Raw genomic sequence first — 21,519 nt, 5'->3', positions numbered from 1 at the left:
CTCTAGAGGCGCCTCAATATTATTAGTATATAGCGATCCTGTACCTAATCCTTGTGGCATTTGAGCACCTAGTGTATAAGTAAATTGCGCAATAGCATTAAGTCCTACATTAGACTCAAGCGCACTAGTAATCCACCAGCCAGTGTTGCGTTGCACTGCCAGATCTATCCATTCTCTAGTACTTTGAAAGCCACCTACCAGTGCAGGTTTCAAGATAATATATTGAGGTTGAATGGTGTCCAGACATTTTAGTTTTTCTTCTCTATTAAAAAGACCTATTAACTCCTCATCTAGAGCAATATCTACAGGCGTTTGCTCGCACAGTGCAGCCATCTCTTGCCACTGACCTTGCTTAATAGGTTGTTCAATACTATGGACTCGATATTTTGAAATCTCTTGCAGTTTGTGCATCGCGTTTTGTGGAGAAAATGCTCCATTTGCGTCTACTCTTATGGTGACCTCGCTTTCGCGAAAGCGAGAACGTATCAATTTTAACAAACTCATTTCTGCTTCAAAGTCTATGGCGCCTATCTTCATTTTAATGCAATTGAAACCAGCTTTGAGCTTCTCTTCTAATTGCCGCATCATAAACTCTTGATCGCCCATCCAGACCAGACCATTTATAGAAATGGAGTCTTTACCTTCTGTAAATAGCGATGGAAATAAAGTAAAAGCATCACTGGATTGTAACGAACGCAACGCCATTTCATAACCAAATAGTATCGATGGCCATTCTTTTAATTCTTGCATGATTACTGCAGGCGGCATGGAGATGTGATCACAAGTCCATTGTAATTTTTCTTCAAAACCAGGCCGGTCATCTATAGAAAGACCTTGAAACATATTGATCTCTCCTATTCCTTTTTTCTCGCCGTTATCAAGAATTAAGAACCATGTGTTTTTAGTTTTAAGAATACCTCTTGAGGTCCCTGCTGGCTGCTTAAAATCAAGGACGTATTTCTGTATCGTTGCTTTCATGAGGTGAAGATAATTACTGAAGTGTGATTTATTCAGATATTAACAAAGTTTACGATAGAACTTACCGATCACTGATAAATTTAAAACCTGCTTATTTCTTAGATTAACAATCTCGAGCCATTTTTTTTGGAATGACACTGTTCGGTTGACAAACTTGGAGAAAAGTTCTAAGAGATTCCTGATAATTTGCTTAGGCAAATTTCTGGAATTAAAACTACCCTTTCCTTTTCACTGTCCATTCAAACTGGAACTCACTTACTTGAACTCCATCTTCATTAACACCTTGCGAGGTCATCCAGACCGTTTGTCCTTCTCCTGTAGCAATAGTTCTCTCGATTGCTTCTTTAATGGCAAGCCCATCATGGCATTTAAAAGTAATGAGTCCTGTAGCCTTTTTAGTAAATGTAGCTTTATTATTTGCGACTAGCATAGAAACTTTAGCATCATTTCTCTCTATATATGACATAACTAAAGCACCTGTAGAAAGCTCTGCCGCCATGGCTTGTACTGCAAAATACATGCTTTTAAAAGGGTTTTGATTGAACCACTTGTGTTTTACAGTAACGGTACAATTTTGATCATCTATTTCTTGACATCGTACACCTGTCCACCAGCAGCTAGGTAACTTTAAAAAGGTAAATGCATTGATTTTCTTAGGTGTAATCATAAAATTGATAATTTATTTCAAAAAAATATTAGATGATCAAAAGTAATGAAAAGGCTTGTATTTGTTACGCTTTAGCGAAAGCGAAATTTAAAAACACATTCGCTAAATTAAAATATTTAGTACTTTGTATTGCATAATACTATCTTTTAGACATATATTTGCATAAAAAAATAATATGCTATGGAATCAACAAATCAAAATAACCACCACAATATTGCTACAGGTATTCATTTACTGACATTCGGTAAATGGCTTTTTCCTTTAGGTAATTTCATTTTGCCCATTCTATTATGGATGGTCAATTCAAAGAAATCAGACTTCATAGATAGACATGGTAAACAAGCGATCAATTTTCAAATAAGTGTAACTCTTTACACCATTGTACTTGCTTTTATAGGCGGTGGAGTGATTATAGGATCTATGATCTCTGGTGGACCTAGTTTATGGGAAGCAATGGATCATGGTGGTGATTTCCCTTTCTGGAACGATATGGGAATATTTAGTACCATCATTGCGAGCGGTGTTATATGTGGAACAGCCATATTTGCCTTAGGTATTATAGATCTAGTTTGTACTATAAAAGCTGCTATTAAAGCGCATGATGGAGAAATGTATGATTATCCATTAACAATTAATTTCATACCTCATCATGATGAAGTAGAGGTTGTAAAAGAAAAATAATATGAAGATAGAAAACACAAAAGCGCAAATGCGCAAAGGAGTACTAGAGTACTGCATTCTATCCATCTTAAAGGAAGAAGATGCTTACGTAGCTGAGATCTTAGACACTTTAAAAGATGCTAAAATGCTAGTTGTAGAAGGTACGATTTACCCATTACTCACCAGACTTAAAAATGCTGGTCTACTCAATTACAGATGGGAAGAAAGTACTGGTGGACCACCACGTAAATATTACGGACTGACAGAAACAGGAAAAATATTTTTAACGGAACTTACTACCACCTGGGACGATCTTAAAAATGCAGTTAACCTAGTGACCAAATCAAAAACAACAAAATCATGAACAAGACCATCAACATAAACCTAGCTGGGCTGTTCTTCCATATAGATGAAGATGCCTACCAACGACTGCAACGTTATCTAGCGGCAGTACGTAAATCATTTGCCGGCACTAGTGGTGCTGATGAAATAATGAGCGATATAGAATCACGCATCGCAGAGCTCTTTCTTGAAAAACGAGCTAACGATCAACAGGTGATTTCCATAACCCATGTAGAAGAAGTTATAAATATAATGGGGCAACCTGAAGATTATGAGGTTGACGAAGAGATATTTGAGGAACAAACTTCTCAAAGAAAATATAGATCTACAGGTAGAAATAAGCAACTTTTTAGAGACACTCAAAACGGTTATGTAGGTGGTGTTGCGAGCGGTATGTCTTACTATTTGGGAATTGATGCCGTTTGGGTAAGAGTTATTTGGGTTCTCATCACTCTATTTAGTGCTGGATGGACCATTCCTATTTATATACTTTTTTGGGTTCTAGTACCGGATGCAGTTACTACTAACCAGCGTCTCACGATGATGGGAAAGGAAGTAAATATTTCTAACATAGAAGAGAATTTCAAGCAGGGTTTTGAGCCTGTGGTTGACGGGCAGACCGACGCCAGCCACCATATAGTAGGTCAAAAAGGAAAAAGAGGATCGATTAGATTTTTTGGATTTTTAGGAAGACTCATAAAAGGTTTTTTTAAAGCAATAATTAAAATTATAGGACTCGTAGTGTTTCTATCGGCAATTACTGGATTAATAGGTCTGATAGTTTCTATTATTACTGCTAGTGTAGTTAATGTAGATGGTCAGAATTTGATACATTTATTTGATCTTGTGATTCCACACGAGCAAGCCTCTTGGCTACTCTTAACTGCGATTGTGTTTGCTGCAGGAATTCCACTACTCATTCTAGCAATTTTAGGATTGAAATTGTTAGTAAATAATTTGAAGTCCATAGGTATGCCTGCAGAAATAGTTCTCATCGTACTTTGGGTGATCTCGATTATAGTCATAAGTGTATCTGCTGCGCAAATAGCAGCAAGTCAAGCATTTGATGCAAATGTTATAAATGTGGAAGAACATATTATTGATAAAGAAAATGTTTTTGAACTCAATTTATTGAAAAATACCGATCTTGGTAATGATGTGTACGTAAATAATAATGGAATAAGAGTTATAGACTATAATGGAGAAAAAGCAGTTAGAATTAATGAAGTAAGAGTTGCCATTGCACAAAGTAGAGACAGCCTAGCCTATGTAAAGCTTAATTTTAAAGCTACTGGCGATTCTTTTTCTAAAGCAAAATCTAATGCAGAGTCTTTAGTATATGAATATCAATTAACTGAAAACTCTTTTACAGCTCCTAACTATGTTATCGCACCTAAAGGAACTGGAGTATTTGGTCAAAAAGTGAATGTCACAGTATACTTACCAGAAGGAACTAAGATAAAACTTAACAGAAGATTTCAATACAACTATTACAACTGGATAGGTGATGACATTATAGATTTAGGTCGTAATAAAGATCAGGTATTTCAAATTCAAAACCGTAAAGCGATATGCTTAGATTGTCCTATAGAAGAAAATCTAAATACAGATGATGCGTCAGAATTGAATCTGGAAATAGATTCAAGTACATCTACAGCTGGTCAGTGGAAATACTCAGAAGATGATGAGCAGATGAGCAAGACCAAAACAGATACTTTACAAAATGGAAGCCTATCAAAAACAACGATTACAATTGATAAATAAATGAATTAATTAATTCAAGTTGACGTTCTACGCTTGTGATTGAGATGTAGAACACTTAACCGCTCTATTTTATTATGGAGCGGTTTTTGTTTTACCTTTGTTAATTAAATATTTAACATGTAAAAATTAGTACTATTTATGTTTGCAATAACAACTTCTATTGTAAACGCTCAAGATCTTGTTAAAGTGAAGGGTAATCGAGAAGTAACTACAGAAATAAGCCCACTTAACTCTTTTGAATATCTTGAGATAAGCGGTGACTATGAAATTGAAATCGTTCCAGGTGTGGCTCCTCAAATCGAGATTACTACAGATTCTAACTTACACCAGTATCTTGCAGCAAGCGTGGTAGATGGTAAACTAGTCGTTACTACTACAGCTAGAATACGTTCTAAAAAAGAAATGAAATTTAGAATTGTTTATGGTCCTGAACTCAATAAAATTACAGTTACTGAAGATGCTCAACTCTCCTCTGTAACAAGTTTAACCTTTGATGATCTAGAATTGAACATTAAAGAAGATGCAGAAGTTTATATGACTGCCAATGTTGCTAGACTCAACCTATACGCTGAGAAAAGCACAAATGCAGAATTGAACCTTACTGGGAAAACAGCTGTTATTAATCTAGAAGATAATGCAGAAATTAAAGCACTTATTAAATACAGTGATCTAGAATTAAACGCTAAGGACAGAATAGACGCTCGTATTGAAGGCGATGTAGATAGTGGTATAATTAATCTTAAAGACCGTTCTAGCATAGAATTTAAGAATCTTGTATTTGATAAGCTGGATCTTAAAATGAAAAATAATACAAATGCACAAGTGAATGTAAAGGGAAACTTTTACCTAGAATCTACAGATGATGCCGAAGTCTCTCTTTATGGTTCACCCAGCATCAAGATCAACAAGTTTACAGGAAAGTCTGTAATAAGAAAACAATAATTAAATTCTTATAAATTAAAAATCCCCTTTGAAAACTTCGTTTTCAAAGGGGATTTTTTTTTCATCGTATAAATAAATTACATCTCCAGTCTATTTTTATCTATTACTAGAAGGCTATAATTAGCTTATGCTGTAATCACCAGCCTTTACCTCATCTACTACACCTACATCTGCTAAGTAGCGCTCTGCATCTAGAGCAGCCATACAACCTGTTCCTGCGGCAGTAACTGCTTGTCTGTAAATTTTATCTTGAACGTCACCTGATGCAAAAACTCCAGGAAGATTAGTTTTTGTTGAGCCAGGAACGGTTTTTAAATAACCGTCTTCTCCCATTTCCAGTTGACCTTTAAAAATATCTGTGTTAGGCTTATGCCCTATCGCGATAAAAATACCGGTGATTTCTATCTCGTGCTTTTCTTGAGTTTGGTTATTTACGATACGTAATCCCTCAACAACTTGATCTCCTAAAACTTCATCAACCTCAGAGTTGTATAATACTTTGATGTTCTCAAGACTATTTACTCGGTGTTGCATAGCCTTAGAAGCACGCATGTAGTCTTTACGTACTAACATGGTTACACTCTTACAAATCTTAGCAAGATAAGAAGCCTCTTCTGCAGCGGTATCTCCTGCTCCTACTATGGCTACATCTTGATTTTTATAGAAAAAACCATCACAAACCGCACAGGCACTTACTCCACCACCACGTAAACGTTGTTCACTAGGTATATTTAAATATTTTGCTGATGCTCCAGTAGAAATAATCACAGTATTAGCTTCAATCTTAGTTTTCCCATCAACTACAGCAGTGTGAATACCACCTTTTTCTGTAGCAAAGTTTACCTCAGTAATCATACCTATACGCACTTGAGTACCAAAACGCTCTGCCTGTTTCTGTAAGTCTACCATCATCGCTGGTCCATCGATTCCATCAGGATAACCAGGGAAATTATCTACCTCTGTAGTAGTAGTAAGTTGTCCACCTGGTTCCATACCTGTATAAACTACCGGTTTCATATCTGCACGAGCAGCATAAATAGCAGCCGTGTATCCAGCAGGACCTGAACCTATGATCAAACACTTAATTCTTTCTATATTTTCTGACATAATTATAAAACTTTGTATGATTCCATCTGCAAATTTATATCTCACAGATATTACACAAATGTAAGATTATGAAATAGGAAAATCTTATTCTTATGATCACTATTTGTTATCTGTTTATTAAGGTTTTCCATAAGCAGCAATTATCTTTGAACGATGCCGCAAGTTTACCTTAATCCTATTACTCAAGAAAAAGCTACTATACTCAAAACAAGTGAGCAAACTAATGGCGCTTATACTTTAATAGAAGTAGAACTACAGCCTGGCGGCGGTAATCCCATCCACTTTCATGAGCGATTTACTGAAGACTTTTATCCGCAGGAAGGTGTTCTTGGGGTTCATTATTTAGGAGAAGAAATCATGTTATCTCCAGGAGAGCATTTTAAAGTGCCGCTTCTAGATGTGCATCGATTTTATAATCCTAATGAGCATCCTATCGTTTTTCAAGCAAAATTAGAGCCTGGACAACCTGGATTTGAAAATTTTATGGCGGTACTTTTTGGTCTAGTAAATGATGGGAAAACATTCAGCAAGAATCAAATCCCATATAACCCTTTTCACGCTATTCTTTTATTACATTGGGGCGATACTCAAGTAGATCATTTTCTCTTTAGATGGATAAAACCCTTGCTTTCTTTGTTAGTTACGCTTTCGCGAAAGCTAGGTTATGAAAAAAAACTTCTCAAAAAATATAAAACCGAATAGCATTCCAGACAATTGAAAGCGAATTGTTTGCAGGATTTGAGATGTAATATTGCTTAAGCAAAAGCGAAATTTTCAAAATGATTTTTTACCATCGATGAAATCTAGTTTGCAACTCCATTAACTATATCGTAACATTACAGTCCATCAACTAAATTCTATGGAAAGTCAAAATATTAACAACGAAGACGAGAAAATAATTGAAAACAGAGAACTGAGTATTTGGGAAGCACTTATTCCTGTAATTGCTCTAATTGGGATGCTAGCATACAATGTTTTTATTTACGGAGACAGTGCTTTAGGAGGAACAAACCAGTTCATTCTTATTTTAGGTGGTGCAATTGCTGCGATAGTAGGTTTTAAAAATAAAGTTTCATACAAATCCATGGTAGAAGAGGTTGCACAAAATCTAAAATCTACCACTGGAGCTATATTGATCTTGCTCATGGTAGGTGCGCTAGCTGGTACCTGGCTGGTAAGTGGTATTATACCGACGATGATTTATTACGGACTAGATATATTAAATCCAACTATTTTTCTTGCAGCATGCGTTATCATTTGTGCAGTAATTTCTGTAGCTACTGGAAGCAGCTGGACGACTAGTGCGACTGTAGGTATTGCTTTAATAGGTATTGCTGGCGCGCTAGGAATAAGTCCAGGAATGACCGCTGGAGCAGTATTGAGTGGTGCTTACTTCGGCGATAAATTAAGCCCGTTAAGTGACACAACAAACCTTGCTCCTGCTATGGCTGGAACAGATTTATTCACACACATTAAATATATGACACTTACTACGGTGCCTACTATAGTAGTTACTTTACTAGTATTTGTAATACTTGGATTTACTAATGACACCAGTGGTAATGCTGATGTTTCTCAATATCAAAATGCGATAGACGCTACTTTTAATACCACACCATGGCTATTCTTAGTACCAGTTGCTGTAATCGCCATGATTGTAAAGAAAATTTCTCCTTTAATTGCCTTGCTTATAGGTACATTGCTAGCAGCTGTTTTTGCATTGATTTTTCAACCAGATATTGTTCTTTCTGTTTCTGGATTGAAAGAATGGACATTTGAAGCAGCTTATAAAGGAATTATGAATTCTATTACTGTAAAAACTTCTGTAAATCCTATCTCTGATAATCCTCAAATTGTTGAAGAACTTTCTGGCCTTTTTGAAGGAAAAGGAATGGAATCTATGTTAGGCACTATTTGGTTGATTATTTGCGCAATGGTTTTTGGAGGAGTGATGGATGCTATAGGCGCTTTAAGTCGTATCTCAAGAAGCTTGTTAGAACTGTTTAGTAGTACTTTTGGATTGTTCTTTAGCACCGTTGCCAGTTGTCTTGCGATTAATGTGACTGCTAGTGATCAATATTTAGCACTGGTAGTACCAGGTAAAATGTATGAAAAAGCGTATAGAGATAAAGGACTGGCTCCTGAAAACTTGTCTCGTACATTAGAAGATTCTGGAACAGTGACTTCGGTTCTAATTCCATGGAATACCTGCGGTGCTTACCATAGTAGTACTTTAAGTGTGAGCGTAGCAGATTATGCTATTTATGCGATATTCAGTTGGTTATCACCTATAATGACTTTAATCTTTGCTGCGTTTAGTATTAAAATTAAACAATTAATAAGTAAAGGTCCTACACTAAGCACGTTAGGAGAAGAACCTTCTCAATTATAAAAAATTGTATTTCATTACACCTAAACAAGAATTCAAACCATGAAAAAATTTCTTTATGCGCTTATTTTGATAACCTGTTATCACGCTCAAGGTCAAGACCGCTTTAAAGGAGTAGAAATAACTGCTACTGCGTTAAGTGATCAGGTGTATATGTTGCAAGGAGCTGGAGGAAACATTTTGATTCAAGTTTCTGAAAATGAAGTGGTAATGATAGACTCTCAATTTGCACCACTAAGTGATAAGATAAAAGAAGCCATTAGTAAAATTACCGATAGCCCTATTAAGTATTTGATAAATACTCACCATCATGGAGATCATACTGGTGGAAATGCAAACTTTAATACAGAAGAAACTATTCTCATTGCACATAAAAATGTATTGAATAGGTTACAAGAAAGCGATAAAGAAGAAAGCTTTTTTCCTGAACAAACCATCGATGAATCGTACGAGCTAGCCTTACCAGATGCAAATAATTTAATCATTCACGTTCATAATGCGCATACTGATGGCGATAGCTTTGTGTATTTAACCGAAAGTAATATAGTACACATGGGCGATGTCTTTTTTAACGGCCGTTATCCATATATTGATTTAAAATCTGGTGGCTCTATTTCTGGATATATTGAAGCTCAAAAGACAGTATTGAACACCATTAATGAAGAAACGAAAATTGTTCCAGGACATGGAGCAATAGCTACTTATAACGACCTAGCGACTTATATTCCCATGCTTGAAGATTTAAAGAAAACTATAAAAATCGCCATAGCAAACGGTAAATCTAGAGAACAAGTAGAAAAAAACACTTCTCTTACTAGAAAATACGACTCCCAAGGTTTTGGAGACGGTTTTATAAGTTCTTCAAAGATTAGAACTACGATTTACGATAGTCTTATCCTAGAATCTCAAGGTAAATAATTTTAAAATATGAGAGCCCTAGTAATCTCTGGTGGAGGAAGCAAAGGAGCCTTTGGTGGTGGCGTAGCTCAATACCTGCAAAATGAATTAAGACACTCTTATGATCTTTATATTGGAACGTCCACAGGTAGTTTACTTATCGCTCATCTTGCCTTAAATAAAATCGATAAGATTAAAGAAGTTTATACGAGCGTCAATCAATCTTCAATTTTTAATCGCAGACCATTTCTTGTAAAACGTGATAAATATGGACAAGAACAAATAAGCATTAACCATTACAAAGTATTACGTAATTTCCTTAGAGGTTCTAAAACTTTTGGAGAAAGTAAAAACCTTAGAAAACTTATAAAGAAAACACTTACTCTAGAAGAGTTTCAAGAATTACAAGACGGTGCTAAAGATGTAGTAGTGACTGTTTCTAACCTTTCTATGAACGAAACAGAGTACAAATCTATAAAAGACTTTAATTACGAAGATTTTATAGACTGGATCTGGATATCGTGTAACTACATACCTTTCATGAGTCTGGTAAGAAAAAACAGTTGTGAGTATGCAGATGGTGGTTTTGGAAGCATGGTACCTATTAAAGAAGCTATCGATCGAGGCGCAACAGAGGTAGATGTTATCATACTAGAAACTGAAGTGATGTACTATAACAACTTACCTTCTAAAAATGTTTTTTCCTTAATTTCTAACCTTCATGGCTTTATGATGGATCGCATTGAGAAGCAAAATATTACCATAGGTAAATACGTTGCAAATCATCATGATGCAATAATTAATCTCTACTATACTCCTACAGTTCTCACTACTAATTCATTAATCTTTAAAAAAGAGAAAATGAAATTATGGTGGGAAAGTGGTTTTCAGTATGCTGCTAGTAAAAATGTAGAATTAAATGAGATCAAGCCAGAAGAATAAATTCTACTTAAAAAGAGTTATTTACATATCTTAAAAGAACTAGATTTCTACAGTTCTAGCACTTTAGGCATTAATCCTGCTCGCTTTATTAAACCTTTATTAGTAGATAAGGATCTCGCTTTCGCGAAAGCGGAAACAAAACAATCACCGTGCATCAAATTTTATAAACCATAAAAAACCACCACTAGTAAAAGTGATGGTTCAGGTTTAAGTAAAATAAGGGGAAACTATTTTTTTACGATTCTGCCAGAAAAATTTTGGTTGCTATCATCTGTGATTTTATAAACATAAATACCTGGCTTTAATGATCCTGCAGGATAATTTACTGTAAGATTACCATATTCAGTTTTAATATACTGAGCATCAACTACTCTACCAGAAAGATCGTACAGCGTTACAGACACATTCTCGCTATGTTTAACCAGTAGAAATGTTGTTTGATTAACAAAAGGATTAGGATAATTACTAACCACTGCTTGTTCTAATGGGTTTACATTTGAAATACTTAAAGTGCTGTTAGATTGAAACTTAAGCTCACTAATATTTAAATTAAATGGCTGGAAAGTACTGTAGTCACCACTGATAGAAAATACAACAGATCTAAAGTTGCTGCTTGAAGTAGACATTCCGTTTGAGTTTATAAAATCATCAAAATTGATGGTCACATTTGTCGTTGATGAGTGCGCTGGGATAGAATAGCGATAACGATCTGTCCATGCTATAGACTCATCTGTAATTAAAATGATTTCCATAGGTAATGAATTGCTTACTTGAAAAGACATTTGATCATAATTTGTCACATCTACTAGTTGATCACCAGCTTTGAGATGTCTAAACAGGTTCAATGTTTCTTTAATCTGACCTTGAATACTTGGATTTCTTTCTACATAGTAAATATCATTTGCAGGAAAGGAAAGTGTAGAGGTTATATTAAAGTTATTGATTATTACTTCTCCATCAATATAATCTGTTCCCCATGGACCATCTGCTAAGTATAAAGCATCAATTTGATCATTAGGTCCAGTTGATAGAGAAATACCAGCATCAAATATGCCACCTGTAGCTACCTCGACAGTTTCAGTGTAATCACCGGTTAAACTTATAGTACTTGAATAAGGAATTACACTGGCAACCTCAGTTGACTTTAAGTTTGCGTTCAAAGCAATAGAAGGTAAACGTTGCAAATTGTTTATTTCTAAATGTAATTTACCATTCTCATAATATCCACTACGTACAAATACCGGTGGCACGATATCATTGAGCAACTGACTGTTTAAAGGTTTTTCTGTAGTATAGGTATCTAGAATATGATTTACTATATGAAACACTTGAGCATAAGTACTTCCCCAAACTTGGTAATTGTTATAATCTCCAGATGGATATCTATCAATACTCCAATAGCTAAATATGTCATTCTCTAAAGCTCCTAATTTAATAGAAAAACTCACCGCATACTCCACAGCTCCATTATCTCTTATTATCGTAGAAGTTAATAGCTGGTGACCTCTAGCGGTAACAGCTCTAACATCATCTAATGTAGAATTATTAAGTCTATCGCATATTGCTTTAGAATGATCATAAACGCCATTTTGAGTGTCTGTAGCGAGAACCGCTGCTACTCGATTTGCTTGCTGGTAATAGTCTACAGCAAGAACTTCGTTTGCATTTGTTATCCCTAATAAGTCAGTAGGTGTAGAATATTGTGGACTTTCAGTACCAAATTGACCAGTTACAGGTAGGTAACCATCAAGGCTATTCACTGTGCCATTCTTCATTAAAAATGACGTTTGTGAAGATTTTTTAGACATCTGGTTGTTATCTTTTAATCTTTTTAAATTGCGCTTTGCAATTAAACTAGCTAAGTCACCGTTGCTCTCTAAACCACCATTATTTCCTGAAGATACCGTGTTAGATCCAGACGCATCAGGACGTGTTAAATTAATAGTTTTGAGTGCGGTATAAGGATTTGCAGTAATGTAAAAGATAGCATCGTTAAAATCTTGATCGCATGAAGCATAATCTCTACGTATATCTTCAAATCCTAATATTACTCTTTCATTTGCGTCATCATTCAGGAGTACGTTATGCTGTCTTAAATTAGGGTCGTTTTCTGGATTATAATCTGGATTAGAATACACTTGCCATTGACCTGAAGTCACTTGATTATTTCTGTAGCCATTTGCAAGGAGAACCCAGCCTATACCTGTTCCTGCTGGAAATCTACCTATGTGAACTTTGTTACCTGCGACTAGTCCACCACCGCTCCATTGAGCAGATACATTAGGAAAAATTATAGTGATATCACTCGCTGTCGGTGTAGGGTGATTTGCAATCGAGGTGTCATAGGTATAATATCCCAAAACGTTTTTGTAACCAGCACCTTCTGCAACAAATGTTACCCAAACATCTGCAGGGTCTTCTAGAAGAATATCTGTGTCATATCCAGAAGATATATATTGGGGATTAAAATCTGGTACTGGATAACTTTCTGGTAAAGCATTGTTGACCATTTGTAAGAAGTCTCCTGTAATCACATCGTCTACAGGTTCTAGGTAATCTGGTGTTCCATCAGAACTGAATGTACCGAGATATTGATAGTTTTGTGATGGAGCTATAAAGCTCACCAACATCACAACGGTTAAAATAATTTTATTCATGACTTATTTAATTTATAAGCCAAATGTAAAATGATAAACCGTTCTAAATTTTAATTTACGATTAGTACCATTTTGGTGTCGACCAATGGTAGATTAACGTAGTTAAGTAATAACGTAAATCTTTATAATAGATTAAGTCTACGCATTAACTCAGGTCTGTTAGACCTGCTTATAGGGATTACATTTTTTTCAATTAACACGCTATTATCCTCTATATCAATAATCTTACTGATATTAATTACGTAGGAGCGGTGTACTTTTAGAAATATAGATTCAGGTAACTTTTCAACTATTTTTTTAAGTGTAGAATGAACTGTATAATTTTTATTCTCTGTTTTAATAAGAACATAATCGCCTTTTGCCTCTATTAAGTAAATGTGTTCAAATTCTATCTTAACCAGCCTGCGGTCTATATTAACATACATCTCTTTTTCTGGTGAAGAAACTGGACTTGAAGTAGGCGCCTCAACTTTTTTAATCGATGGTGTTAACTCTTTCTTTTGTACTTTCTCAATAGATTTTAAGAATCTGGGTAACGTTATAGGCTTGAGGAGATAATCTACAATACACTCATATTCAAAAGCTTCTATAGCAAAGTTTCTATCTGACGTGGTAAGCACTATCTTAGGAGGATTGCGTAACGTTTCTATGAAATCAAAACCGCTGAAATCAGGCATGTGAAGATCTAAAAATATAAGATCAATATCGTTTTTCCTAAGAAATTTCATAGCACTTAAGGCATTAGGAAATTCTTCTATCACATCAAGATTTTCTACCTGACCACATAAATGAGTCATGATTGCTCTAGCCGCAGCTTCGTCATCAATTATAATACAATTCAAATTGAAAAAGTTTTGATTTTAAAGCAATTTACATATTATAAATCATTTATAAAACGAATACAAGAATCGAGTAAGGACTCAAATTTGTTTTTGAGCGTGTATTTACCGTTTTTCAACTCGTCTTCGTATTCAATTGCCAACTCATATCCTTGAGACAGTCCTAATATTCCAAGTTTGTGTTTGAGTTTATGCACGTTTTCGGCCGCTTTCGCGAAAGCGGAATCATTAAAATTTTTCTTGTATAATTCTATTTCTCCTGGTAATTCATTTTTAACTACTTCAAGCAGTTTATCTATAAACGAAGGATCACCACCGGCAATTTCTTTAATATATTCTAAATTAGGTTGTTCCATATTCTATGATTTAGGCAAAGTAAAAAATATGGATGTCCCTTTTCCTGGAATGCTATCTAGCCAAATCTCACCATTGTAGAAGGCAATAATTTTTTTAACTATTGATAGTCCTATTCCTGTACTATTAGAATCATTTTCTAACTTTTGAAAGACTTGAAAGATTTTATCAAAATAAGCTGGTTCTATTCCTTTACCATTATCTTTTACTTCAAACTGATATTTAACATCTAACTCTCTTGAAATAATATCGATACGGCCTTGAGCCTTATCCATATTCTTAATAGCATTATCAATTAGGTTTTGGAATACTTGCTGCAATTTAAATGGATCACCTTTAATTCTAGGAAGTGCGTGTATTACGATTTGTATATGTTCAGGTACGTGAAGCATTTTAACATTCTCTTGAACTAACTGGTTTAAATCTAATTCATGCTCTGTTCTTATTTCTTTATCTATTGAAGAATACTTAAGAATACCTGATATCAAAGCATCCATTTTTTCTAAATGAGAAACAATAAGTGATAAGTGCTTTTTACCTTCTTCTCCTAATACTTCTTCATAATCTTCTTTTATCCAGCTCACTAAGGCTTCAATACTTCTCAATGGTGATTTTAAATCATGAGAAACGATATGAGCATAATCATTAAGCTCTTGATTTTGAACCGCGAGCTCTTCAAGTAATTTCTCCTGATCTTTATTAAATTTAATAAGTTGTTCTGCTTGCTCACTTATGTAATTTGCTAGATTTTTCTTATTTGTAGATTTGAATTGATCTGGTTCTTGTTTATTGTTTTCAAATGGTTTTATAGCGTTAATAACCGACTGTAATTTGAGCAGTAATAAACGTTGTTGTTGAGTTTCTTCTCTTAATGACTTATTTGCTTCAAAAAGTTCATCAGAACTTATTTTCATAGCTCTTTGGGTCATTTTAAATTGATTATCTAAATTGTCATAACTCGACGAAATAGAATCTAGAAATTGAGCGAGATCTTCTCGTTCATGAAGTTCTACAGGAAGGTATTTTCTTATTTGTCTCTTTAATAGCGGATTCATTTACTCACTTATTAAAGTTATGGTCATGGTCTGGTTGTGTAACTTACAGCTGCGCTCGCCATAAAATGGGGCTATTTCTCCATAAGAATACATACCGCTAATGATGGTTTCATTACCTATCACATCTCTTACCTCTTCTATTTCTTCTTCAATACGCTGGTCTAAAACTAATTTACGACCTATACAGCTTATTAGAAGTGCTAACTGTGGAGAACTTATCCTACCTTCCATAGCTCTTAAGGCTGCAGTTTCAGATGCTGATGCTATACTATCCATATTAGTCATCATGAGTTGTACGGTAGAATTAGTAGGAACATCGCCAGCAAGTATCATGGCATTTTTATCCTCATCAATATTGAGAATGGTACGAACAAATGACTGATTGTTCTCTTTACTTTTTACATTTAATGGGTAAATTAATGCAGAGCCTGGTAGTTCTTTTGCTTTTTCACCTAGATAAGTTTTATACAAGTCTAACGCTGGCTTTCCATCTATTTCATATAGGATATTACCTTCTGATTTTGTTACTAATCGTTCTGGTCCAAAAGGAATCCATCCTCCATATATAGAAAAAGAAGCTTCAAAAGTATCTCCATAAAATCCAATGACTATGATCTCGCCTTCTTTAGGTGGCTCATTATAGGAGGCCAGCGTTTTTTCAAATCGAGCGTCATCACCACAAAGTCCACCTGTTATTAAAGCTTTAGGAGCATATTCCTGCATTCCTTTAGTCAAGTCAGAACCGTTTACAAAACTTCCTTCTGATATAACAAAGATATGTTTAAGTTGCTCCTGCGTTAATTTCTTCACAGCCTCACGCCCAGCTTTCTCGCTATCTCCATTTGCTTCCTTAATATTATAACGTTGTATCTCATAATGGCTACGTTCAAATTCTATGGCTGTTATAGTTATGTGCTCATCATTAACAGAGCTAGCTATTAATTCACCACATGAAGATCCGAACACTAAATTTCCATCAGGAAACAAATTGCGTATATCATTATATAAATAGGAATCTTCTAACAAGAATCTATTACCAAAAATTAAAACTAGAGGTTCAATCAGTCGTTGATTCTTACCTATAAATTGCCACTCTTCTCCTGCTCTCTTCTGTAATTGTACTGTCTTCATCCTATTGTTTTTTCTATGGTAAAATAAAATGTAGTTCCTTCTCCTATCTTACTGTCCAACCAAATTTTACCATTATACAAGTCGACAATTTTTTTAACTATCGATAATCCTATTCCAGTAGAGTTTTCTCTCTTATTTAAAGATTGGAAAATTTGGAATATCTTATCGTGATATTCTTTATCTATACCTATCCCATTATCTTTTACAGAAAAGGTGTATTCTTTGAAACTCTCTTCAACATCAACTTCTATAATACCTTTTTCTTTATCGCAGTAAGAAATGGCATTGCTTATCAAGTTTTGAAATAATTGTTGAATTTTTACTTTATCAACTTTCAAAGTTGGTAGCGTTTTCTTTATGCTGAAATTAATATGCTCAGGAAAATGTAATAAGGTTACTATGTCTTCCATTACAGTATTTAAATCAACTTCAGATACAGTCTGCTTGATACTTACTATACTAGAGTATTCTAAAACATCAGAAATGAGCTGCTCCATTTTTTCTAATGTAGCATCTATCATATCAAAGTTTTCTAAAGTAACTGGTGAAAATTTACCCTCGTTATCATCCTTAATCCAACTAATTAAAGCATTAATACTGCGTAGAGGTGATTTTAAATCATGAGAAACGACGTGTGCATACTCTTGTAATTCTTCATTACTTTTTTCTAATTTTTTGAGCAAGTTCTCCTTTTGCAACTCAAGACTTTTTAATTGTGTTATATCTAAATGGATGCCTATCGAGCCTATTATCTGACCATTTAAATTGTAATTAGGAGCTCCACTAATTAACCAATATCTTATAGATCCGTCTTTTGCTTTTATTTTTACTTCATAAGAATTTGATAATCCTTGTATACGCTTGCTGTTTTCTTTTTCTAGAATTTCATGATCATCATTAACTAGCAAAACATCTTTACCGGAGTGACCTATTAATTCTTCACTACTGTAACCTGACATATGCTCTAAGCTCTGATTAACCATGATAATATTATCATCGTTATCCACTTCTATTAAGCCTAGATTCATATTAGCAATGATGTTGCTATACTTTTGTCTCTCTGCCTCTATACCTTCACGGTATTTTCTTTTAAGTGTAACATCTCTATAAGTCCATAAGTGACCACGATATCGATTATCATCATAAATAGGAATAAAATCTCGTTCTAAGACTCTACCATCATGTAGGTAAAGTTCGTCTGATAATACTTGTTTTTTGTTCTCAATCAAATGATTGATTCTTTCCACAAATTTTTCAGGATTTTTAAAAAGATTTTTACTTTGCTCAGCTGCATTAGAGCAATCGATACCGATCATTTGACTAGGATCATAGGATATATTAAAGAACTCGCAAAATCGCTGATTTGCAACTACAATTTTGCGATTTTCATCTTCTAGTAAAACGGCACTATGTAAATTACTTATAAGAGTAGAAAGTCTATTTTGAGATTCAACTAGTAGCTTTTGGGCAGCATTTTCTTCTGTTATATCTCTAACTATACCTTGCGCTGCAACTGGTTGATTTTTACCATTATATATTATACTGGCGTTGATATGCACTAGCCTCACAGCTCCAGTAGCAACTTTTATTTTTACCTTAAAATTAGTTATCGATCCTTTATGAGAAAACTCTTTGAAACTTTCAAGAACTTTAAACTGCTCTTCCGGCAATACCATAGAGAATAAGTTCAAATTTGAATCACTAGAATAACCTAGTAAATCTTGAGCAGCCCGATTCATACGTAACACCAGACCGTTTAAATCCATTACTACGTAAGCGTCCACTATATTACCGAAAACACCTTTAAGCTCAGAAGTCTTTGTTTGTAATAACTCTTCTAGTTTTTCATTGGTAACTTTTAATTCTTGAGATTTTAGAAAGAGTTCTTTTGACTTTTCCTCAAGAATACGTTCAGCTTCTTTTCTAGCTGCTTTCTCTCGCGCAATAGCACGTTGATAGATTTTTATCTTTTCATCATCCATGAGTTGTAATACTGAATTTTACCTCTGTACCATTCTCTTCAATGTTTTCCATTAAAATCGTGGCTTTAACATTAAAATATTCAAAAGTTTTATTCATCAGTCCTTGACCAAACGAAGACATTGCTCTACTAGATTTATAAATCATCACCAGTGTAGAATCTGTTTTTTCTACTACGGTGAACGATGGCAACTCTGCATCTGGATATATCTTACGCACCTCAACGTGAATATGATTCTCTATAGAAGAAATCATTTCAATAGGCTCTTTATACTGGGTTAAAAATGAAGAGTAACTTCTTTCTACAACACTAAAAAAATGTTCTCCATAAATTAGTAACAGGTCGTCAATTTCAATTCCTGTTTCCTTATTTAAGTTGGTTAACAAGCTCAACATTTCTGAAAAACTATAAGTACCTACAGCAGTATAGGAGCCATTTGAAGGTAAATTAGAATTATTAATTATGGTATCTACCATTTCAAATCCAAATTTTTCTTCAACTAAATCTAAGAACTCAGTAAAAACAATTCCTTTCATTACGCTTTTATTAATTCATTCATAGCCCAATAATCTAATGTAAACTTAATTTTTTTAACGTAATCGTCATATTTTAATGGCTTTATGATATAACCGGCAACACCGGTAGAATAACATGAGAGCACATCTTTACGATTGTTTGAAGTAGTTAAAATAATGGTAGGTATATATTGTAACACTTCATCTTCTTTTAATATTTTAAGAAATTCTAAACCGTTAATCTTGGGCATATTTAAATCTAAGAAAATAATATCTGGGATAATATGATCTTTCTTTAAAATATTTAAAGCCTCTTCACCATTTTTTGCTTCTACAAGTTCATGCTCTAACTCGAGCTTTGAAATCGCTCTCTTTAATTTCATGACCTCGATAGCATCGTCTTCAATAAGCAATACTTTTAATTTGATATTCTTCACATGATCCGTTTTAAAACTATCAAATATGATTAAATAATAAGCAATTTAACCTTGAAGTTAGATAAACGACGCATTTTGTGTCGATGGATAACGTTTAAGTGTCGATGAATGGAAATCATCATTTTCTCAAACGACTACATACCATATCATCAAAGCATGGCTCAAGCTACCACCTAATACAAATAAGTGCCAGATGACATGATTGAAATAAAGCTTATTCCAAGCATAAAAAATAATACCAACTGTAAAGAAAATACCTCCGGTAATTAATAACTGCATTTGAAACTCTGTAAAAGCTTCTATAAGATTAGTTAAATCAAAGACTATTAACCAGCCCATGACTAAATAAAGAATGCTTGAAAAAGCCTCATACTTGCCAGTAAAAAATACTTTCCAAATTATCCCGAACACTGCAATTGCCCAAACTGCAAAAAGAATAAACCACTTACTACTTTGCTCTAAAGTTATGAGACATACAGGTGTATAAGTTCCTGCAATAGAACCATAAATGGAAATATGATCTAGTTTACGAAGTCGGAATTTTAACGAGCCTTCCTTTGCTCTATGATAACTAGTAGATGCTAGATAAAGAGTTAATTGACAAGTACAATAGATAACTAGGGATTCTATTACATAATCCTTTGTCATATCTGCATAAGAAAATAATGCGATAGATATGGCTACAAATAGTAAAAATCCTAAGCCATGGGTGATTACATTCCATGTTTCTTCCAGTGCGGTCTGTGCTCTAGCCATGCATTGAAAAACTTAATAATTGCTTTCTTGCTTCTTCAAACTCTTCAACCATTTCTTTTACTACTTGTGCAGCTGGTATAATGTTATCAATCAAACCAGAAACTTGCCCTATCTCTAACTCTCCATCGTCCAGGTCTCCTTCAAACATCCCTTTTTTAGCTCTTGCTCTACCTAATAGATTTTTCAAATCATCAGTTGATGGCGCAGTTTTATATAGTTCTTGAACCTCACCCCAAAACTTATTACGCATCATTCTTACAGGTGCTAATTCCTTAAGAGTTAAATGAGTTGCTCCTTCTCCAGCTGCTACCACTGCATTTTTAAAATTAATATGACTGCTCGCCTCATGTGTAGCCACAAAACGGCTTCCTACTTGTACGCCATCAGCTCCTAATGTCATAGCGGCAAGCATCGCTCTACCGGTAGCAATTCCACCAGCTGCAATCAAAGGTATATCAATGGCTTTTGCTACTTGAGGTATTAAGGTTAGGGTTGTAGACTCTTCTCTACCGTTATGTCCACCAGCTTCAAAGCCCTCGGCTACAACGGCATCCACGCCAGCTTCTTGACATTTTAAAGCAAACTTTACCGAGCTTACTACATGAACTACAGTTATGCCCGCATCTTTGAGTCTTTTTGTGTATGTTTTAGGGTTACCTGCACTTGTAAAAACTATTGGGACCTTTTCTTCGATAATGATTTCAAGGATTTCTTCTAGGTCTGTGTACAGTAAGGGTACATTAACTCCATAAGGCTTGTTAGTACCAGCTTTAGTCTTTTGAATATGCTCTCTTAAAACTTCAGGGTACATAGATCCAGCTCCTATTAATCCTAAACCACCAGCATTACTCACGGCAGTTACTAATTTATGACCACTTGCCCAGATCATTCCTCCTTGAATAATAGGGTATTTGATATTAAAAAGTTGGGTAATGGCGTTTTGGTGCATAATAGTTGTTGTTAAAGTTGCGACTAAAGCAAATTTAAGCAAGAATAAATAGCTACATGCATTAGTGTAAGATGCATTTAATTCTCGAAGATTTCATTTTGTGATTTTACCCTAATTGATTCTATTTTTACCTAAATAGAATTGATGTCAATGGATT

21 protein-coding genes are annotated in these 21,519 nt (G+C 34.5%); 8 read left to right on the top strand and 13 right to left on the bottom strand.

Going from position 1 to position 21,519, the window contains the following annotated elements:
• Together A9Q93_RS14335 and A9Q93_RS14330 are read right to left on the bottom strand one after the other, a co-directional pair.
• Window positions 1–978, bottom strand: a 978-nt coding sequence (locus A9Q93_RS14335) for an o-succinylbenzoate synthase (protein ID WP_303688079.1), incomplete at its 3' end; no start/stop codon positions are given.
• A gap of 214 nt (window positions 979–1,192) precedes the next feature.
• Entirely contained in the window at window positions 1,193–1,645 is a 453-nt protein-coding gene (locus tag A9Q93_RS14330) for a DUF4442 domain-containing protein (RefSeq protein WP_303688078.1), read from the bottom strand.
• Window positions 1,646–1,825: 180 nt separating this feature from the next.
• Here A9Q93_RS14330 and A9Q93_RS14325 point away from each other — a divergent pair, with 180 nt between their 5' ends.
• The 4 genes from A9Q93_RS14325 (at window position 1,826) to A9Q93_RS14310 (ending at window position 5,353) form a co-directional block, all read left to right on the top strand.
• Window positions 1,826–2,326, top strand: a complete 501-nt coding sequence (locus tag A9Q93_RS14325; RefSeq protein ID WP_303688077.1) for a DUF4870 domain-containing protein — start codon at window positions 1,826–1,828, stop codon at window positions 2,324–2,326.
• A 1-nt stretch (window position 2,327) separates the two neighbouring features.
• Window positions 2,328–2,669 carry a PadR family transcriptional regulator gene (locus A9Q93_RS14320; protein WP_015360633.1) on the top strand — a complete coding sequence of 114 codons (342 nt, stop codon included), beginning with the start codon at window positions 2,328–2,330 and terminating at the stop codon, window positions 2,667–2,669.
• A complete protein-coding gene (locus A9Q93_RS14315; RefSeq protein WP_303688076.1) occupies window positions 2,666–4,411 on the top strand; it encodes a PspC domain-containing protein in 1,746 nt (581 codons plus the stop codon). The genes A9Q93_RS14320 and A9Q93_RS14315 overlap by 4 nt, the downstream gene beginning before the upstream one ends.
• A 138-nt stretch (window positions 4,412–4,549) precedes the next feature.
• Window positions 4,550–5,353 (top strand): DUF2807 domain-containing protein, encoded by an 804-nt coding sequence (locus tag A9Q93_RS14310; RefSeq protein ID WP_303688075.1) that lies wholly within the window; start codon window positions 4,550–4,552, stop codon window positions 5,351–5,353.
• 120 nt (window positions 5,354–5,473) lie between these two features.
• On the opposite strand, the gene trxB is transcribed toward A9Q93_RS14310, so the two are convergent.
• Window positions 5,474–6,460, bottom strand: coding sequence for a thioredoxin-disulfide reductase (trxB, locus tag A9Q93_RS14305; RefSeq protein ID WP_303688074.1), 987 nt, complete (start codon window positions 6,458–6,460; stop codon window positions 5,474–5,476).
• Between the two features lie 153 nt (window positions 6,461–6,613).
• Here trxB and A9Q93_RS14300 point away from each other — a divergent pair, with 153 nt between their 5' ends.
• The 4 genes from A9Q93_RS14300 (at window position 6,614) to A9Q93_RS14285 (ending at window position 10,688) form a co-directional block, all read left to right on the top strand.
• On the top strand, window positions 6,614–7,162 hold the full coding sequence (locus A9Q93_RS14300; protein ID WP_303688073.1) for a cupin domain-containing protein: 549 nt from the start codon (window positions 6,614–6,616) through the stop codon (window positions 7,160–7,162).
• A gap of 157 nt (window positions 7,163–7,319) precedes the next feature.
• A complete protein-coding gene (nhaC, locus tag A9Q93_RS14295; RefSeq protein WP_303688072.1) occupies window positions 7,320–8,852 on the top strand; it encodes a Na+/H+ antiporter NhaC in 1,533 nt (510 codons plus the stop codon).
• Window positions 8,853–8,891: 39 nt separating this feature from the next.
• Window positions 8,892–9,767 carry an MBL fold metallo-hydrolase gene (locus A9Q93_RS14290; RefSeq protein ID WP_303688071.1) on the top strand — a complete coding sequence of 292 codons (876 nt, stop codon included), beginning with the start codon at window positions 8,892–8,894 and terminating at the stop codon, window positions 9,765–9,767.
• Window positions 9,768–9,776: 9 nt separating this feature from the next.
• Window positions 9,777–10,688 carry a patatin family protein gene (locus A9Q93_RS14285; protein ID WP_303688070.1) on the top strand — a complete coding sequence of 304 codons (912 nt, stop codon included), beginning with the start codon at window positions 9,777–9,779 and terminating at the stop codon, window positions 10,686–10,688.
• A gap of 227 nt (window positions 10,689–10,915) precedes the next feature.
• On the opposite strand, the gene A9Q93_RS14280 is transcribed toward A9Q93_RS14285, so the two are convergent.
• The 10 genes from A9Q93_RS14280 to A9Q93_RS14235 all read right to left on the bottom strand — a co-directional run bounded on the left by A9Q93_RS14280 (window position 10,916) and on the right by A9Q93_RS14235 (window position 21,362).
• Window positions 10,916–13,345: a DUF4114 domain-containing protein gene (locus A9Q93_RS14280; protein WP_303688069.1), complete on the bottom strand. Its 2,430-nt coding sequence runs from the start codon at window positions 13,343–13,345 to the stop codon at window positions 10,916–10,918.
• Between the two features lie 122 nt (window positions 13,346–13,467).
• Window positions 13,468–14,187 (bottom strand): LytTR family DNA-binding domain-containing protein, encoded by a 720-nt coding sequence (locus A9Q93_RS14275; protein ID WP_303688068.1) that lies wholly within the window; start codon window positions 14,185–14,187, stop codon window positions 13,468–13,470.
• A 35-nt stretch (window positions 14,188–14,222) separates the two neighbouring features.
• Window positions 14,223–14,540 (bottom strand): Hpt domain-containing protein, encoded by a 318-nt coding sequence (locus A9Q93_RS14270; RefSeq protein WP_303688067.1) that lies wholly within the window; start codon window positions 14,538–14,540, stop codon window positions 14,223–14,225.
• Window positions 14,541–14,543: 3 nt separating this feature from the next.
• Window positions 14,544–15,593: an ATP-binding protein gene (locus tag A9Q93_RS14265; RefSeq protein WP_303688066.1), complete on the bottom strand. Its 1,050-nt coding sequence runs from the start codon at window positions 15,591–15,593 to the stop codon at window positions 14,544–14,546.
• Window positions 15,594–16,724 (bottom strand): FIST signal transduction protein, encoded by a 1,131-nt coding sequence (locus A9Q93_RS14260; RefSeq protein ID WP_303688065.1) that lies wholly within the window; start codon window positions 16,722–16,724, stop codon window positions 15,594–15,596. It abuts the gene before it with no gap.
• Window positions 16,721–18,706, bottom strand: coding sequence for a PAS domain-containing sensor histidine kinase (locus tag A9Q93_RS14255; protein ID WP_303688064.1), 1,986 nt, complete (start codon window positions 18,704–18,706; stop codon window positions 16,721–16,723). Before A9Q93_RS14255 ends, A9Q93_RS14260 begins: the two co-directional genes overlap by 4 nt.
• Window positions 18,699–19,241, bottom strand: a complete 543-nt coding sequence (locus tag A9Q93_RS14250) for a heme NO-binding domain-containing protein (RefSeq protein WP_303688063.1) — start codon at window positions 19,239–19,241, stop codon at window positions 18,699–18,701. The genes A9Q93_RS14255 and A9Q93_RS14250 overlap by 8 nt, the downstream gene beginning before the upstream one ends.
• Window positions 19,241–19,657: a response regulator gene (locus A9Q93_RS14245; protein ID WP_303688062.1), complete on the bottom strand. Its 417-nt coding sequence runs from the start codon at window positions 19,655–19,657 to the stop codon at window positions 19,241–19,243. Before A9Q93_RS14245 ends, A9Q93_RS14250 begins: the two co-directional genes overlap by 1 nt.
• 126 nt (window positions 19,658–19,783) lie before the next feature.
• Window positions 19,784–20,413: a hemolysin III family protein gene (locus A9Q93_RS14240; protein ID WP_303688061.1), complete on the bottom strand. Its 630-nt coding sequence runs from the start codon at window positions 20,411–20,413 to the stop codon at window positions 19,784–19,786.
• Window positions 20,406–21,362, bottom strand: a complete 957-nt coding sequence (locus A9Q93_RS14235) for an NAD(P)H-dependent flavin oxidoreductase (protein WP_369674766.1) — start codon at window positions 21,360–21,362, stop codon at window positions 20,406–20,408. Before A9Q93_RS14235 ends, A9Q93_RS14240 begins: the two co-directional genes overlap by 8 nt.
• Window positions 21,363–21,519 lie beyond the last annotated feature (157 nt).

The organism is Nonlabens dokdonensis (assembly GCF_002162835.1).
Lineage (GTDB): Bacteria > Bacteroidota > Bacteroidia > Flavobacteriales > Flavobacteriaceae > Nonlabens > Nonlabens dokdonensis_B.
The sequence above is the reverse complement of the archived record's forward strand: the minus strand, read 5'-3'. Positions and strand labels throughout refer to the sequence as shown.